The 15,050-nt window shown below is 59.3% G+C and carries 15 protein-coding genes; 9 read left to right on the top strand and 6 right to left on the bottom strand.

All coding sequences use genetic code 11. The annotated features are described in order from the left end of the window. A partial coding sequence (locus NA637_RS21390) for a response regulator transcription factor (RefSeq protein WP_256074582.1) occupies positions 1–263 on the top strand: 263 nt, incomplete at its 5' end. A gap of 31 nt (positions 264–294) precedes the next feature. On the opposite strand, the gene NA637_RS21385 is transcribed toward NA637_RS21390, so the two are convergent. Then, positions 295–1,464: an iron-containing alcohol dehydrogenase gene (locus NA637_RS21385; RefSeq protein WP_256074580.1), complete on the bottom strand. Its 1,170-nt coding sequence runs from the start codon at positions 1,462–1,464 to the stop codon at positions 295–297. A gap of 378 nt (positions 1,465–1,842) precedes the next feature. Beyond that, entirely contained in the window at positions 1,843–3,009 is a 1,167-nt protein-coding gene (locus NA637_RS21380; RefSeq protein ID WP_256074578.1) for a C4-dicarboxylate TRAP transporter substrate-binding protein, read from the bottom strand. A gap of 692 nt (positions 3,010–3,701) precedes the next feature. Here NA637_RS21380 and NA637_RS21375 point away from each other — a divergent pair. Further along, positions 3,702–4,388, top strand: a complete 687-nt coding sequence (locus NA637_RS21375) for a nitroreductase (RefSeq protein ID WP_256074576.1) — start codon at positions 3,702–3,704, stop codon at positions 4,386–4,388. Positions 4,389–4,456: 68 nt separating this feature from the next. After that, on the top strand, positions 4,457–5,065 hold the full coding sequence (locus NA637_RS21370; RefSeq protein ID WP_256074575.1) for an SDR family NAD(P)-dependent oxidoreductase: 609 nt from the start codon (positions 4,457–4,459) through the stop codon (positions 5,063–5,065). Positions 5,066–5,101: 36 nt separating this feature from the next. Here the strand turns inward: NA637_RS21370 and NA637_RS21365 are convergent, their stop codons facing one another. Then, on the bottom strand, positions 5,102–5,839 hold the full coding sequence (locus NA637_RS21365; RefSeq protein WP_256074573.1) for an SDR family NAD(P)-dependent oxidoreductase: 738 nt from the start codon (positions 5,837–5,839) through the stop codon (positions 5,102–5,104). 347 nt (positions 5,840–6,186) lie between these two features. Here NA637_RS21365 and NA637_RS21360 point away from each other — a divergent pair, with 347 nt between their 5' ends. Together NA637_RS21360 and NA637_RS25755 are read left to right on the top strand one after the other, a co-directional pair. Further along, the gene (locus NA637_RS21360) at positions 6,187–7,785 is read left to right on the top strand and encodes a class I adenylate-forming enzyme family protein (protein WP_256074571.1); all 1,599 of its coding nucleotides are present in this window, start codon (positions 6,187–6,189) and stop codon (positions 7,783–7,785) included. Then, a complete protein-coding gene (locus NA637_RS25755; RefSeq protein WP_423836755.1) occupies positions 7,719–8,144 on the top strand; it encodes a DUF4872 domain-containing protein in 426 nt (141 codons plus the stop codon). Before NA637_RS21360 ends, NA637_RS25755 begins: the two co-directional genes overlap by 67 nt. Here NA637_RS25755 and NA637_RS21355 read toward each other — a convergent pair. Then, a complete protein-coding gene (locus NA637_RS21355) occupies positions 8,119–9,738 on the bottom strand; it encodes a class I adenylate-forming enzyme family protein (protein ID WP_256074570.1) in 1,620 nt (539 codons plus the stop codon). The two genes, NA637_RS25755 and NA637_RS21355, sit on opposite strands and share 26 nt — an antisense overlap. 466 nt (positions 9,739–10,204) lie before the next feature. On the opposite strand from NA637_RS21355, the gene NA637_RS25570 reads away from it, so the two are divergent. The 4 genes from NA637_RS25570 (at position 10,205) to NA637_RS21340 (ending at position 12,077) form a co-directional block, all read left to right on the top strand. After that, the gene (locus tag NA637_RS25570) at positions 10,205–10,282 is read left to right on the top strand and encodes a hypothetical protein (RefSeq protein WP_336605509.1); all 78 of its coding nucleotides are present in this window, start codon (positions 10,205–10,207) and stop codon (positions 10,280–10,282) included. Between the two features lie 110 nt (positions 10,283–10,392). After that, positions 10,393–11,556 (top strand): C4-dicarboxylate TRAP transporter substrate-binding protein, encoded by a 1,164-nt coding sequence (locus tag NA637_RS21350; RefSeq protein WP_256074568.1) that lies wholly within the window; start codon positions 10,393–10,395, stop codon positions 11,554–11,556. 41 nt (positions 11,557–11,597) lie between these two features. Beyond that, the gene (locus tag NA637_RS21345) at positions 11,598–11,723 is read left to right on the top strand and encodes a hypothetical protein (protein WP_256074567.1); all 126 of its coding nucleotides are present in this window, start codon (positions 11,598–11,600) and stop codon (positions 11,721–11,723) included. 45 nt (positions 11,724–11,768) lie between these two features. Beyond that, positions 11,769–12,077, top strand: a complete 309-nt coding sequence (locus NA637_RS21340; RefSeq protein WP_256074566.1) for an AMP-binding protein — start codon at positions 11,769–11,771, stop codon at positions 12,075–12,077. A 293-nt stretch (positions 12,078–12,370) separates the two neighbouring features. Here NA637_RS21340 and NA637_RS21335 read toward each other — a convergent pair whose 3' ends face one another. Further along, on the bottom strand, positions 12,371–13,591 hold the full coding sequence (locus NA637_RS21335; protein WP_256074565.1) for an acyl-CoA dehydrogenase family protein: 1,221 nt from the start codon (positions 13,589–13,591) through the stop codon (positions 12,371–12,373). Between the two features lie 104 nt (positions 13,592–13,695). Continuing rightward, positions 13,696–14,733 carry a phosphotransferase family protein gene (locus NA637_RS21330; protein ID WP_256074563.1) on the bottom strand — a complete coding sequence of 346 codons (1,038 nt, stop codon included), beginning with the start codon at positions 14,731–14,733 and terminating at the stop codon, positions 13,696–13,698. Positions 14,734–15,050 lie beyond the last annotated feature (317 nt).

The following is a 15,050-nucleotide window of genomic DNA, read 5'->3' as shown; positions in this document are numbered from 1 at the left end:
CGCTGCTGGATGCCTTCGGCCCTGAAATCCAGGAGCAGGCCCCGGTCTACGAGCCGGAAAGCACCCTGCTGGATCCCCTCACCCACAAGGAAATTCGGGTGCTGCAGCTGCTGTGCGAGGGGTATTCCAACAGTGCCCTGGCGGAGAAACTCTTCGTCTCGGACAGCACCGTGCGAACGCATCTACGCAACATCAACTCCAAGCTGAACGCCAGCAGCCGGACTCAGGCTGTGGCTATCGCCCGGCGCTTTGGGATTGTGTAGCAGGCCTGTCCGTGGCCAAACTACTCTGGCACTAGAGGGCCATCCTCAGGATCTCATAGATATCCTCAGACCGGGAGATTGGCCTGGGATTAGTCCGGGTCCAGAAGTCTTCCATGGCGTAGTCGGCGATGAGCTCAAGCTGTTTCTCTTCGATGCCCACGTCACGCAGACTTCTGGGCATGCCGAGCTTCCGGATAAACTCATCCGCCAACACGTGTGCAGGCTTTTCCGGCGCACCGAACGCCCGGCTGATCATCTTCTGACGGTCGGCGTTGACGGCTTGGTTCCACTGCAGGACGTACGGCGCCATAACACAGGATGTGTATCCGTGAGGCACGTCCGCCGTGCCACCCAGCGTATGGCCAATTGCATGACTGGCACCCATGGGGACGCCGCCGACCAAGGGCAGCATGGACTGCCACACCCCGATCTGGCACCGTAACCGGCCTTCCAGGTCGGAGACATCCTTGCGGACCCGGCCCAGACCATCCACCAGAAGGCGTATCGCACTTTCAGCCATGCCGTCCGCGAAATCATTGGACTGGAATGAACCCAATGTTTCCATGGCGTGATCCAGTGACCGGATACCGGTGGAATACCACAGCCAGTCTGGGGTATGCATAGTCAGGGCGGGATCCAGTATGACGGTGATCGGAGCCAGCATGCGGTGCACGTATCCCTGCTTGATCTTGCGGGTCTCGTCGGTAACGCCGCCAAGCGAATTGAACTCGCCGCCGGACAGGGTGGTCGGAACAGCAACCATCCTCACATCCGGAGCATCGTAGTCCGGCTTGATTACTGTGCCGTCTTCCCCGACCCGGATCCGGTAGGCCTCGAGATCATCGTGCCTCTTTAAACCGAACTTCATGCAAATGAGCATGACTTTACCGGCATCGGTCACGGAACCGCCGCCTACCGTTACCAGCAAGTCGGTATTCGCCGCCCCCGCTTGAGCTGCAGCCTGTAACACCGCAGTGCGCGGTGCGTTTGGTGGCATGCCCTGAAACAGACCTGCAAACCGGGTCCCCAACTCCTTTATGATCTTGTCGATCTCGTCGGTATTCACGCTAAGGGACTCACTGGCCAGTATGAATACCCGTTTCGCTTTCAGCCGATCAGCCTCACTGGCGATAGCTTGCGCCGCCACCTGCCCGTAAATGACTTTTTCGATTGCCGGACAGATGATTGTTCCACCAGTCATCGGACCCTCCCCTTGTTCTGATTATTGTTCTGTATGCGGGCATCAGCGTAATTTACCTTTCGGCAACCCCCTCCCGCAGCCCCCTGAGGGTCAGCCCCTGCCTGTACGTTGGGCCCTTGGCAAGGGTCCGGCGGTTGCGGGAAAGGATATCGAACTTCCAGCTGCCACTCCCCCAGCGCCTGGACGGTCGATGCAGATGACTTCCGCATCCACGTCCGCCAGCATCATGCCGCAGAATGGTGCCGGCCCAAGGGCCCAAGGCTGAACATTTCGATGACTCGCACGCCGGTGAGTGGCCCTGCCACGGCTCTCCCTCGTCTATCATTACGGGTTTTCAGCCCGGACTGCACGGGCAGCCCGGTCTGATCAGCAGGCCTTTTATAGGCCGTGCTCGCTGACATCGACCTTGGCAAAGATCTCTTTCCAGTAGAGGTCCGCCAGTTCGTCCACGCTTTCAACGCCCTGGACCAGGTCCACCCACTTGTCCAGGATCTCGGCAAATTCCTTAAGCATTTCCTCACCACGCTCGACGCCGTAACGCTCCTTGTAGAAGTCGATGATAGTAACCCGGTCCTTTTCCACGAACTCCTGGGTGGCTTGCCGGAACTCGTCCGTGGCGTGGTGAATATTGCCACCGTTCTTTCTAACTGCCTCCAGAGCCTCTTCCTGGGTTGTCTCATACAACCACGGCGTTCGGGCGGTCAGATCCGCACCCGCCCGCAGCATGGCAGTGCGCTGCTCTTCGGAAAGTGAACGCCAGACATCGCCGTTGACACTGGCACCGCTGGAGCCCGCATAAATACCGCCGGGCAGGTCAACGGTCACGTCGGTGACGACTTCCGTGAGGCTGAGGTTGGTGATTTCCGGCAAAGATGAAATGGTACAGTCCAGGGCACCCTGACTCAGACCTTCCCGGATCTCACTGATGGTCATGGAGACCGAAGAACCGCCAAACTCCGATACCCAGCGGGACCAATGAGAACCCGCCACCCGCATACGCAGGCCCGCCATGTCCTCGGGTTTCACCACGGGCCGGGTGCAGACCATACCGTAGCCACTGCTGGCGACATTGCCGGTATAGACGTGATTCTGGGCCTTCAACTCCTGCATACACTCGGGGCAGTTGAAGAACATGAATTCGGTGATCGCCCCTTCAAAGGCAAACGTCCCCATGCCGTTGAGCCGCTCCGGGTCGATCAGATTGGTCTGCATGGCGGATTCATTGATCAGGTTGATGTGGGGGTACTCGGAGGGGAAATACACCGTCAGCAGGTAGCCCACGTCCGCCAGGTTGTCACGGACACCTGCGGACAATTCGGATGCGCTTAGCAGTGACATGGGGTAGACCTTGGCTTTCAAGTCCCCGTCGGAGTGCTCCTCAAGCTTGTCCGCCCAAGTGTGGACAGCCTTATCGGCCTCGGACCCGGCTGGGTACACGGACGCATAGCTCAAGGTCCGGGCCTGGGCGTGGCCGGCAGCAAGGGCCAGGGTCAGCATGGCTGCCGACGCGGTCACCGGTGACCAGCGGTTGTTACGTTGTGTCATGGGACGAATTCCAGTTTTATTATTGTCGGGTATTGGATTATGTGTATTCAGCTCGAGCCAGTGTAGGCAGCTCTGATAATCTCTCTCATCGTCGAAACCGACGAACTGAAGATGATCTTTGGTCTGACCGGGAAGAGTTTTGAGGGGGCCGGAATTACAACAGCCCGGAACCAAGCCGGGCTGCTGTTATTCCGAAAGCGTCTTTTACTTCCAGATGTTTCCGCTTATTTTCAGGCCATTCTCAGAGCTGAAGCCGTCCCAACTGATCCTTGATATCAGCGGTAATAGGGGTTGGCCGGCTGGTTTCCTCATCTCACGGTACTGGGTAATGGTGCGCAAGGGCCTCAGGCGCTCCGAATCGGAAAACCAGGCGTTCGCACCGAAGCGAGCCAGCAGAGCCCGGATACGGGCTTCCAGGTGCAGCTGGTATACCCGGGAATTTTGACGTGGCGCCAGGTGTCCAGGTCCGTATAGCGAGGTGTAATCGTACCGCGGAAAACGGCGGAGTTGGCGTCTTGGTCTGTCATGATCCGAGCATGTGTTCCTGACGATTCTTGAACGGGAAAGCATCCATTTTCCGTGCATTTTCGCAAGCTGCCTCGTCGTAAGCGACGATTGCCAGCCTTTCCTTCAGCCGCCACTATAAAACCCGAATCAAACTCCTGAATCCAACAACAACCCTGGAGCCACCCTTGAGAAAGCAAGCGGCCACCGTATCCGAAGCCGTGGACACCCGCATGTCGGTCAGGGGCTTTACCGACCAGCCGGTGGACGGCGAGGTTATCCGCCGGATCCTGACAAAAGCAGCTCGTGCGCCTTCGGGCGGTAATGTCCAGCCCTGGCAGATCTATGTGGTAGGCGGCGACGAGCTGAAGTCCTTCAGGGACATCATGGCAACCCGGATCCGGGAAGCCCCCACAGGGGAGGACCCGGAATACGATGTTTATCCGAAGAAGCTGACTGCCCCTTACCGGGACTATCGTTTCCAGGTGGGCGAAGACATGTATGGCCTGCTAAACATTCCCCGGGAAGACAAGGAAGCCCGCCGCGGCTGGTTCGCCCGCAACTACCAGTTCTTCGGCGCGCCCCTGGCCCTGTTCTGTTATGTGGACCGACAGATGGGCCCGCCCCAGTGGTCCGACCTGGGCATGTTCCTGCAAACCGTCATGCTGTTGCTGCGGGAAGAAGGCCTCGACTCCTGTGCCCAGGAGTGCTGGAGCCTGTATCACCGTACCCTGAAGGACTTCCTGAGTCCGTCGGACGAGCTGATGCTGTTTACCGGTATGTCCATCGGCTACATGGACGGGGACGAAACGGTTAACCAGCTCCGTTCGCGCCGGGCTCCGCTCGAGGAGTTCGCCAGCTTCCGGGGCATCTGATTGCCCCGGTTCGCCTGTTCGGACGAGGAAGCCTGGCGCCAGGGTCGCTAGGGCCTGTTGACGTTTTCATGCACGGTTCGCACAGAAACGTCAACAGGTATCTAGACGTCAGCGGCAAGGGCGAGATTGGCTCGGTCGTAGCCGGAACCGCCAGACACTTGGGCGGCCTGGATGTGGTGATCAATAACGCTGGCATTTCCGCCTTCTCTGCCATTGGTTCCGATGACTATGATCAGGTCCGGGAGAGAGCGATATCGGTTCTGGTGACGGGCCAGCAACGGCTTATCCGGGCGGCCCTGCCGCACCTGCGCCAGTCCACCAGCCCGCGGATCGTGAACATCGCATCCACCGAAGCCCTTGGAGCCACGGCTGAGAACAGCCCCTACGCAGCCGCCAAGGCCGGGGTCACCGGGCTGACCCGGGCCCTGGCGGTGGAGCTGGGCCCCGAAGGAATCTCCGTCGACTGCATCTGTCCGGGGCCTATCGAGACGGCCATGACCGAGCTTGTGCCGCCGGACCACAAGGTGATCTTCGCCAAGCGCCGCACCGCCCTGCAGCGCTACGGTTCGTCCGAGGAAGTGGCTCATATCACTGTGAGTCTGTGCCTGCCGGCGGCATCCTACCTGACCGGAGCGATCAGTCCGATAGACGGGGGACTTATGGCTCGAAATGCCTGACGAACCGTTATCGGCAGGCAGGCATCGCTCACGGGGTCAGGATAGTGTCAGACCACCGTCCACAATAAGGGTCTGGCCAACGACGTAGGACGCCAGCGGAGAGGCCAGGAACAGGGCGGGCCCCGCCATTTCCTCCGCCAGCCCCAGGCGACCACAGGGGATGGCGGCCTCGGCCATTTCCCGACGTTTGGGATTCTCAGTAGTGACCCGGGTCAGTTTGGTGGCGACAAAACCCGGGGCAATGCCGTTCACAGAGATGCCTTCCGGGGCCCAGGCCTCGCCCAAGGTGCGGGTCAGGGCCACCGCCCCGGCCTTGGAGGCATTGTAGGCGGGATTGCCCTTGGTGGACTGGAAGCCGGCGGTGGAGCTGACAATGATCATCGCGCCTTTCGTGGCCGCCAGCTGTTCCTTGAACTTCATGGCACAGGCTCGCAGACTGTTGAGGTTCACATCCATGACCTTGTCCCAGCCTGCCTGTTCAAACTCGCCCCGCTTGTACACCACGATACCCTGGGACTGGACCAGAACATCCAGCTGCCCAAAGCCAGGCTGGCAGCGCTCGATCGCGCCAACATCGGAAACGTCCACCTGGGCGTAGGTCAGGCCGGTCAGGTCGGAGCCTTCTTCACCTTCGTATTCCGCCGCCGAGGCCCGGGTACCCCAGACATGCACATCCGCCCCATGGGTCCGGAACGCCTGGGCGATGGCGTTGCCGATACCACTGGAGCCACCCACCACCAGAACCGTCTTGCCCGTATAATCGAGAGCATTCACCGTGTTGCTCCTGTTTTCTGGCCATTGCTGTTTTCCAGCGTAGCCATCTCCGGGACAGGCGGACATCGTCGGAACCGACGATGCTTGCCTCAGTTCCATCTGGCTAAGGTACAGATGTTCCCTCTGGATCCAGGACTGTTCCACAGCTGAAGGACAACAACAATGATGCCTACCCGTGCCGATACCTACGACGCTGCCTACGATGCGTTCCGGTGGGGTGTTGCCGGTGAAGTTCTGCGCCGGGAGCTACGCGAACGGCAGAAGGACGGATAGGCCATCGGCGCTGATCAGCCAGCACTGTATCGCAACGAGCCAGAATCATAACAAGAAAGAAGCGAGCGGAACCCATGACCATACCCATGCTGACACTGGGCGCCCTGTTCACCAACGCCCTCAACCGCTTCGGGCCCCGGACCGCCGTCTGGTTCGAAGGGGAGTCGCTGACCTATCATCAGCTCCTGGAACAGGGCTATCAGGTGGCCAATGGGCTGATCCGTCTGGGCGCACGGCCAGGTAGCCGGGTCGCCCTGGCGATGCCAAATCGCCTGGAATATGTGGTGGCGGATCAAGGCATCATCCAGTGCGGAGCGGCCAAGGTCGCACTCAACGACATGCTCGGGGATGATGAAGTAATTCGCATTCTCGCCAATTCCAATAGCCGGGTGGCGATCGTGGCGGAAAACCGCTTCAACGTTATCCTGAACCGGCGTGATGAATTACCGGAACTCCAGACCGTCATCGGGCTGGCACCGGAGGACCAATGTCCGGCCGGCATTGTGCCCTGGCAGTCCTTCCATGCCGACGAGGCGACTATCAAACCCGATGTTCCCATCCACCCCGAGGACCTGGCATGGCTGCCCTACACAGGCGGCACCACTGGCCGGCCCAAGGGGGTCCTCCATACCCAGCAGAATATCTGCCTGAACCTGTTCTCACACGTGATGGAAATGGGATTGCAGGACGACGAGCGCCTGCTGCTGACGTCTCCCCTCTCCCACTCGGCGGGCATACTCCTGCAAGCGGGGCTGTTAAAAGGCGCAACACACTACATCGAACGGCAATTCGATCCCGGGCAGGTTATTCAACGAATTTCCCGGGACGGCGTCACCCTGACCTTCATGGTACCGACAATGATCTACCGGGTACTCGACTGGATGGACGGTAAATCCCTGGATCTGCGTTCCTTGCGGACCGTCCTCTACGGTGCCGCACCCATTACCGCAGCCCGGCTGCGTCAGGGCCTCGAACTGCTGGGGCCGGTATTCATGCAGCTCTACGGCCAATCCGAAGCCCCCAACTTCGTCACCCGCCTGCTGCGGGAAGACCATAGCCCGGAGCATGATCACCGCCTGCTCAGTTGTGGTCGCCCGGCGGCCATGGCCCAGGTCCGGATTGTGGATAGCCACGGCAATGACGTCCCTGCTGGCGACAGCGGCGAACTGGTCACTCGAACCCCCTACAACATGCTGGGCTACCACGGTCTGCCAGAGAAAACCGCCGAGACCATCGTCAATGGCTGGCTCCATACCGGCGATATCGCGCGAATGGATGAGGATGGCTACGTCTACCTCCTCGACCGCAAGAACGACATGATCATCAGCGGCGGTATGAACGTCTATACATCGGAAGTGGAGAACGCCATCCAGGACTTTCCCGGAGTCAACCAAGTCGCGGTGGTGGGCCTGCCGCACGATGACTGGGGTGAGGCCGTCACCGGATTCGTCGTGGCGGATACCAGCACAGCCCCGGACGCCGAGAGTCTCATCCAACATTGTCGTGGCAAGCTCTCCAGGTACAAGGTACCCAAGCGTATCGTATTCCTGGAAAATCTTCCGGTCACCGCCTATGGCAAGACCGACAAGAAACGTCTTCGTCAACAATGGACCCAATCAGAATGCCCCGGGTACTCGTTGAAAACCTCATCCCCACCTGGCCCGACCGCATGACTACCGACGAGCTGGTGATGGCGGTCAAATCCATCCCCGTCTTTATCGAGAATGTCGGCACCGGCGTTGGCTCGTTCCGGCGGCTGGAAGCGGATTTCTGCGCGGACGTGCCCAATCAGACCGGGGACAGAGCCTTTACCACCGCAGCCGACGCCTGCCGCCGGAGTGCCAATGCCTGGAGCGAGCTGGGGGAAATAGCCCGGGGCGAGCCCATGGACACAACGCCATCAGCAAGGCTGCCCAACAGCTCCCTGAGATGGAAGCTGCCGTGCAGGAAGCGTTGGAGGGCGCAGGCAAATCCTAATGTCGGAACGAGCCTGTGGCACCCACGCCCTACATCACCCGCAAGTCCTTCTTAAGGATCTTGCCTACCGGATTACGCGGAATGGCGTCAATCAGCTTCATCTTCTCGGGCAGCTTATAGACGCTCATTCCCTGCTCCCGGAGAAAATCGTTGATTTCCTCCAGGGCGGGCGGATCCTGGTCGTTGGTGGGTACCACGCAGATACACACCCGCTCCCCCATGATATCGTCCGGCTGCGGGATGACGGCCACATCCTGGACCTTATTAAAGCCCAGCACCGCGTTTTCCACCTCCACGCTGGAAATATTGAAACCGCCCCGGATGACCATGTCTTTCTTGCGATCGTAAAAGCCCACGTGGGTCTCATCCCGGATGATAAACAGGTCTCCGGTACGGAAAAACCCGTCGTCGGTAAATGAACGCTCCGTGATATCCGGACGCCCGAAATAGCCGGCAAACAGGCCGGGACTGCGGTAACAGAGTTCACCAATGTCGCCCGGTTCGGTGACTTCCTCATCCTTGTCCCCCAGAATCTTCACCTCCACGCCATATATGCCGGATGGCCACTGGACGCCTTCTTTGCCCCACCAAGGGAAGTGGTCCACCCGGAGGTCCAGTTCCGGCACATCCGCCGGGCCCGCCACCAGGCTGGTGCCCTCGTTCTGGCCCCAGATGTTGACGATGTCGATATCCCAGCGGCGCTTGAACTCCTGCATGGACCAGGCGGAGGGTGGCGCCGAACCGGTGGTGATGGTGCGGATGCTGGACAAGTCCAGCTGGTCCACATTGGGCAGTTTGGCGATCATGTTGAGCATCGCAGGGACCAGAATGGTGTATTGGATACCTTCCTCGGTGAGCTGGCGAAGCAGAATCTCGGGGATAATGGGATGGTGCAGCACCAGGGTGCCTGCCGCCGCCAACCAGGGCACATAGTTGACCCCAACGGCCGTCATGTTCACCAACGGCGCAACGCAAAGAATGCGGTCCCCTTGTTCCAAGCCGCAGGTAGTGAACACCAGACTGATCAGGTACTCCCAGTTATTGTGGCTCATGGGACAGCCTTTGGGATCGGCCTCGGTACCGGACGTCCAGCACAGGGTAAAGATGTCATTGGCGCCTACCGGCGTGTCGACCTCCTCCGTCACCTCGGCGCGGGCGATCTTCGTCAGTTCCTCAAGCCCCAGGTACTGCTCGAAGCCCAGCTCCTGCCCCAACTCCCGGTAATCAAACCCATGGAAGCTCTCGGCGGAGACGTAGAACCGGGAGCTGGTCATGTCCTTCACGTACCCGACGTCCTTCCTGCGCCATTGCATGGGTAGCGCCGACAACAGGCCCCCAGCCTTTGCCGCCGCCATGTACAGCATCGCCAGTTCCCATACGTTCGGCAGCTGCGCCACCAGCACATCGTCCTTGCCGAAGCCCCTTCGTGACAGCTCGGCTGCGGTAGCGTCCACCGCTTTCCCAAGCTCCGCCCAGGTCAGCCTCTGGGAAGGCGTCCCGACAAGGTCCGGGCGATTGGGGGGATCAACAACAGCTTCCCGCTCCGGGTGAGCCAGGCAGTTGCTCCGGAATCGGTCAATTAGCGTCCGGGGCCCCCAGAACCCTTTCTCTGTGTACTCTTTAATCAGTTCGGGCTTGTGCAGAATCATGGCTTGGCCTTCTTGTTGTATTCATTTGTTATTGTCGTGGCGTGATCAGCCAGTGCTTACAAGATAGCTTTAATCAGCAATGCTGTTGCGTACATCGTCGTTTCCGACGACGCAGGCTGCCCGCCGGACAGAGACGATTGATCAGACCGACATCGCTTGATCAAACAATAATGAGAGGAAGCCATGGCAACGATCGTTTCGGCGGAAGAGCTCCAGCCCTTCCTGGACCGTGAATTCCCCTAGTCCACCTGGTGGACCAGGTCGTCGACGAAGATATATGGGCCCGGCAACCGGCGGATGATTCCGACCTGCGCCCCGGTGGCACCGTCTCAGGCCCCACCATGATGGCGACCGCCGACTGCGCCGCATACATCGCGGTGCTGGCCCATATCGCCATCGTGCCACTGGCGGTCACCGGAAACCAAACATCAATTTCCTGCGCAAGCCTGAAGCTGGCCAGGCGATTATGGCCAAGGCTTCCATACTTCACCTGGGCCGCCGTTCCGCCCTGTCGGAGGTTGAGATATTTTCCGAGAGCGACTGAGCAGACCGGTAGCCCACTCAGTCGTGACCTACGCCATACCGTCTTCGAGGAGCTGATTGCTCCTGGCGACAAAAAGTGGGCATTGATCGCTCACAACCAAGGAGAGCCTCATGAACAACAACAAACGAGTCTTCAGCACTCTACTGTCCGCCGTACTGATCAGTGGAGGACTGGCATCTGCTCCGGTTAGTGCCAAGCAACTCCGGCATGCGACCGGTTACGCCCCGGGATCCATGGCGGCCGAGTCTACCAATGCCTATGCCAATGCCCTTGAGGAGATTTCCGGAGGTGACGTCACAGCCAAAGTGTATGCCCTGTCCCTGCTGAATTGGAGCGAAATGTCCGATGGTATCCGGGACGGCCTGGCGGACAGCGGCACCCTGCTGTTCCCCTACTTTCCGGCCCAGTATCCGTTGAATAGCATGCTGGCGGAGTTGTCCATGGTGGTTCAGCTGGGAGGGGATATCGAGTCGGAAAGAATGGGGCTTGCCTATGCTGGTGCCCTGTCCGAGTACCTGCTGTTGAATTGCCCCGAATGTATGTCCGAGTTCAGTGAGCAGGGCCAGGTATTTACCGGCGTTGGCGCCACGACCCCCTACTACATGCTGTGCAATAAACCGGTGGTGACACTGAAGGACGTCGAAGGCATGAGGTTGCGAGCGGGCGGTTCCCAGTGGGCCCGCTGGGCGGAAGACCTCGGGGCCTCGCCAGTGTCCTTGGGCCAGCACGAGGTCTACGAGGCAATGAGTCAGGGCGTCCTGGACTGCTCAATGATGTCCATCCCGGAACTGACACTGATCAACCTGATGGAAGTAACCACCGACATTACTGTGAATGTGCCCGGTGGGCTGTTCGCCGGTCTGGCAGTCAATAACATCAATGCCGGCACCTGGAGCGATCTTGATGAGAGCCAGCGCAAGAGTGTCATGGAGGCGTCCGCCCTGTTCGCCGCAGATCTCAGTTGGCAATACATGCTCAGTCACAACGAGAATCTGAAGACAGCGACGAACGAAACCGATATAAAAATCCATAAACCGGGGGATGATCTCGTTGCCGCGACACAGGACTTCATCCGCCGCGATGCCGAAGCCATTGCCAGCGCCTATGAAGCGAAATACGGGGTTCAGGATGCCGCAAGAGTGGTCGAGGACTTTAGTGAAACCCTGAATCGCTGGCTGCCTCTGGTGAAGGATATCGAAAGCAGCGAAGAGCTTACCAAGCTGTTCTGGGATGAGGTTTACTCAAAAGTCGACGTTAGCAATCATGGTTTCTAGTGAACGAAAACAACAATCACCCTCGACGACAGGAGACCACAATGGCAATCGGCAAAGCGGATAGCATCATCGGCCAGGCGCGTGGACAGACCATTTCCGGCATGCTCAGACGCACAGCCCGGTGCCTGCCCGATAAAACCGCCGTTATCTGCGGCGATACTTCCTGAGCTACCGCGAGTTTGAGCAGACCTGCGACAACCTGGCGGCGGTCCTTGTCCAAAGAGGCATTGCTCGCGGCGACAAGGCTTGCCATGCTGGCCCGTAGCTTCCACGGTTTCGTGGCCATGCGATTTGCCCTGGCACGGATCGGCGCGGTTCTGGTGCCAGTGAACTTCATGCTGAATGCCGATGAGATGGCCTATATCCTCCAGCATTCAGGGGCCGGGGGTGTTGTGTACCGTACCGGCATGGCCGAGTCGGCACGGGCAGCGGCGGCGAAGGGCACTGCCGTGGGTGCCTTATATCTGGCTACCGGAGGAGGCGGGATCGACGCCCGAGGACCGGATGCTGTCCTTTTTTGATCTGCTCACCGAAGGCTCGGCTGATCCGGACACCCGGTTACCTCTCATATCCGCCGGGATGGTGGCCCAGATTGTCTACACACCAGCGGCACCGAGTCGCTGCCCAAGGGCGCCTTCCAGGTGCCAAAGAAGGTGATCTTCGTGGATTCGCTGCCCATAAACCCCGGCGGCAAAATATCGAAACGCAACCTCCGGGAACTTTATGAGGAAGCTTCGACTGATCAGGCCGTTTCCTGACTATCGCCCCGGGGGCCTGCCCTGCCCCCGGATCGCTTTTTCTTTTCGGCTATCTCTCAGCCTGGCTGGTTGTACTCCTTGATCTTCAGTTTGGCCAGCTGTGACATGTGTACTTCGTCCGGGCCATCGGCAAGGCGAAGATAGCGGTTAATGGTCAGGAAGTGGGCAATCGGAGTGTCGTCGCTCACACCCATGCCCCCATGAGCCTGGATGGCCCGGTCCGCCACTGTCTGTGCCATCTGTGGCGCCACGATCTTAATGGCGGCGATCAGATCGCGGGCGCCGGTATTGCCATACTTGTCCATGTGGGAGGCCGCCTTCAGGGTTAGCAGACGGGCCTGTTCGATGTCGCAAAATGAGCGGGCGATATCCTGCCGGATGCTGCTCTGGCTGGACAGTTTCTGACCGAAGGCCACCCGGTTCTCAACCCGCCGCGCCATGATCTCCAGCGACCGCTGAGCCTGTCCGATTGAGCGCATGCAGTGGTGGATCCGGCCGGGCCCAAGTCGCCCTTGGGCGATCTCGAACCCACGCCCCTCGCCAAGGATCAGGTTGGACTTCGGCACGCGGACATTCTCGAGACGAAGTTCCGCCTCGCCACCCGGTGAATTATGGTTACTGAACACCGGCTGGTTGCGGACAATGGTGATGCCCGGTGTATCCCTCGGAATGATGATAGTGGACTGCTGCTGGTGACGGTCCGCATTGGGGTCGGTCTTGCCCATCAGGATCAGCACTTTGCAGCGGGGATCCATGATGCCGGTGATCCACCATTTGCGACCGTTAATGACATAATCATCGCCATCAGCCCGGATCTCGGTCTCGACGTTGGTGGCGTCGGAGGAAGCCACCTGCGGCTCCGTCATCAGATAGGCAGAACGGATCTCTCCGGCCAACAATGGTTTGAGCCAGGCGTCCTGCTGCTCTCTGGTGCCGTACTTGGCCAGCACTTCCATATTGCCGGTGTCCGGGGCCGAACAGTTGAACACCTCGGGCGCCCAGGGCACCCGCCCCATAGCCTCCGCCAGCGGCGCATACTCGAGGTTGGTCAGGCCGGGGCTGAACTCGCCGTACTCTTCCGGCAGGAACAGGTTCCACAGCCCTTCATCCTTTGCTTTCTGCTTCAGATCATCCAAGCCCGGCCAGGGTTTCCACAGATTGTCGTGATTGGTGACCCAGTCGTGATACTCCTGTTCAACCGGGTAGATATGCCCGTCCATAAAATGCTGAACCCGCGCGATCAGGTCCTGTACTTTTGGAGTGTGTTCAAAATCCATGGCGATTCCTCTTTTTCTGGTGCGGTTAGTGTCCCGGTTGCACTGCAGGTAACCGGAGATGATTCAGATGAGCGAGCGGGGACGTCGGGACAGAAGCTCGGGCGTCATTGAATCCAGCTCAGTGCCCGCTCGAACAGGTTAATGGTGCTGGCATGCAACAGGTCGCCACTCTCTTTTGTGGCCTTGCCGGCGCAGGCCCGGGCATGGGTGCCCTCCAGAATGATACCGAGCTTGTAGCACGCGAGGACGGCGTACCAGTCGATAACATCCACATTGCGGGTCGTCCGGGCACGGTAGTGTTCAACCAGCTCCGCACTGGACGGAAAACCATCCCAGGGATGCACCTTGAGGGTTTCCACCGTGGAGACTCCGTTCACAGGCCAGGTCGCCAGCAGCCAGCCCAGGTCCAGCAGGGGATCACCGATGGTGGTCAGTTCCCAGTCAACGATGGCGGCCAGTTCCGGCCCGTCGTGCCGGTACATCACATTGCCGAAATGGTAGTCACCGTGAATGATGCCGGGTTCAAAGCCATCCGGCCGGTGACGGTCCAGCCAGCGGGCCACCTGCTCAACCCCGGGAATGGCCTGGGGGCCAGGCCATCCGGGAAAGTCATGGTAGCTCTCCATCTGGGCTTTCCAGCGGGAGACCTGGCGGTCGAGGTAGTTGTCGGGGTTGCCAAAGCCCTCCAGGCCCACCTCCCGGTAATCGACGGCCCCTAGGGCTGTGATGCCCTCCACCAAGGCCAGACCCATTCGCCGGCGGATATCCGGATCTCCTGCATGTAGCGGGGGCAGCCCCGTGATGGGAGCAAATCCGTCCACCGGTTCCATCAGGTAGAAAGCAACGTTCAGGACATCCTCTTCCGGACACCCCAGAATCAGTTTCGGATGAGGAACAGCCGAATCGGACAGTGCCTCCAGCATGCGCATTTCGCGGCGCATGGTGTCGTTCGAATTTTTCCTTGGATGGGGAGGGGGTCGGCGGAGCACGAAGGTGCGACCGTTGCGCTCAAATTTCAGCAGAATGTTCTGGGTACCACCGCCCAACAGGGAAGCATTGCTAATGTCTCCCTTGCCAAGTCCCTTCTGCTCCATCCAGGCGCTCAGGCGATTCGGGTCAACCGTGGTGGTCCAGTCGTCCACATTGCTCTCCTGTTTATTGTTGTGGTTCTTGCAGACTAGCAATAGGACCAGCCCTTCCCCATCGTCGGAATCGACGAAGTTTTGACCATTGTCAGGGAAACAGCCGAACCGCCAGTGATACCAAATTCGTCGATTCCGACGATGGCAACTCCGGGAACAGAGCTCTAGGTTGAACACAAGTCGCAAGTCGAAACTAAAGTAAGAATGCGGAAAGCCGTTTTTCACCTGATTTTTGTAGTTCAGGTTATTCCGGGTCTATCTTTACTCTCGGGTTTACGGCCTTGCGACCGCCTTTCAATACCTACAACAACAATGAG

This window comes from Stutzerimonas stutzeri (assembly GCF_024448935.1).
GTDB classification, from domain to species: Bacteria; Pseudomonadota; Gammaproteobacteria; order Pseudomonadales; family Pseudomonadaceae; genus Stutzerimonas; species Stutzerimonas stutzeri_AO.
This window is presented reverse-complemented; position numbering and strand designations above follow the sequence as displayed.

Excerpts from the sequence above, each read along its gene's own strand:
- NA637_RS21385 (WP_256074580.1), bottom strand. The coding sequence starts at position 1,464 with ATGACTGGTGGAACAATCATCTGTCCGGCAATCGAAAAAGTCATTTAC.
- NA637_RS21380 (WP_256074578.1), bottom strand. The coding sequence starts at position 3,009 with ATGACACAACGTAACAACCGCTGGTCACCGGTGACCGCGTCGGCAGCC.
- NA637_RS21370 (WP_256074575.1), top strand. The coding sequence starts at position 4,457 with ATGCACGGTTCGCACAGAAACGTCAACAGGTATCTAGACGTCAGCGGC.
- NA637_RS21360 (WP_256074571.1), top strand. The coding sequence starts at position 6,187 with ATGACCATACCCATGCTGACACTGGGCGCCCTGTTCACCAACGCCCTC.
- NA637_RS25755 (WP_423836755.1), top strand. The coding sequence starts at position 7,719 with ATGGACCCAATCAGAATGCCCCGGGTACTCGTTGAAAACCTCATCCCC.
- NA637_RS21355 (WP_256074570.1), bottom strand. The coding sequence starts at position 9,738 with ATGATTCTGCACAAGCCCGAACTGATTAAAGAGTACACAGAGAAAGGG.
- NA637_RS25570 (WP_336605509.1), top strand. The coding sequence starts at position 10,205 with ATGGCCAAGGCTTCCATACTTCACCTGGGCCGCCGTTCCGCCCTGTCG.
- NA637_RS21350 (WP_256074568.1), top strand. The coding sequence starts at position 10,393 with ATGAACAACAACAAACGAGTCTTCAGCACTCTACTGTCCGCCGTACTG.
- NA637_RS21345 (WP_256074567.1), top strand. The coding sequence starts at position 11,598 with ATGGCAATCGGCAAAGCGGATAGCATCATCGGCCAGGCGCGTGGACAG.
- NA637_RS21335 (WP_256074565.1), bottom strand. The coding sequence starts at position 13,591 with ATGGATTTTGAACACACTCCAAAAGTACAGGACCTGATCGCGCGGGTT.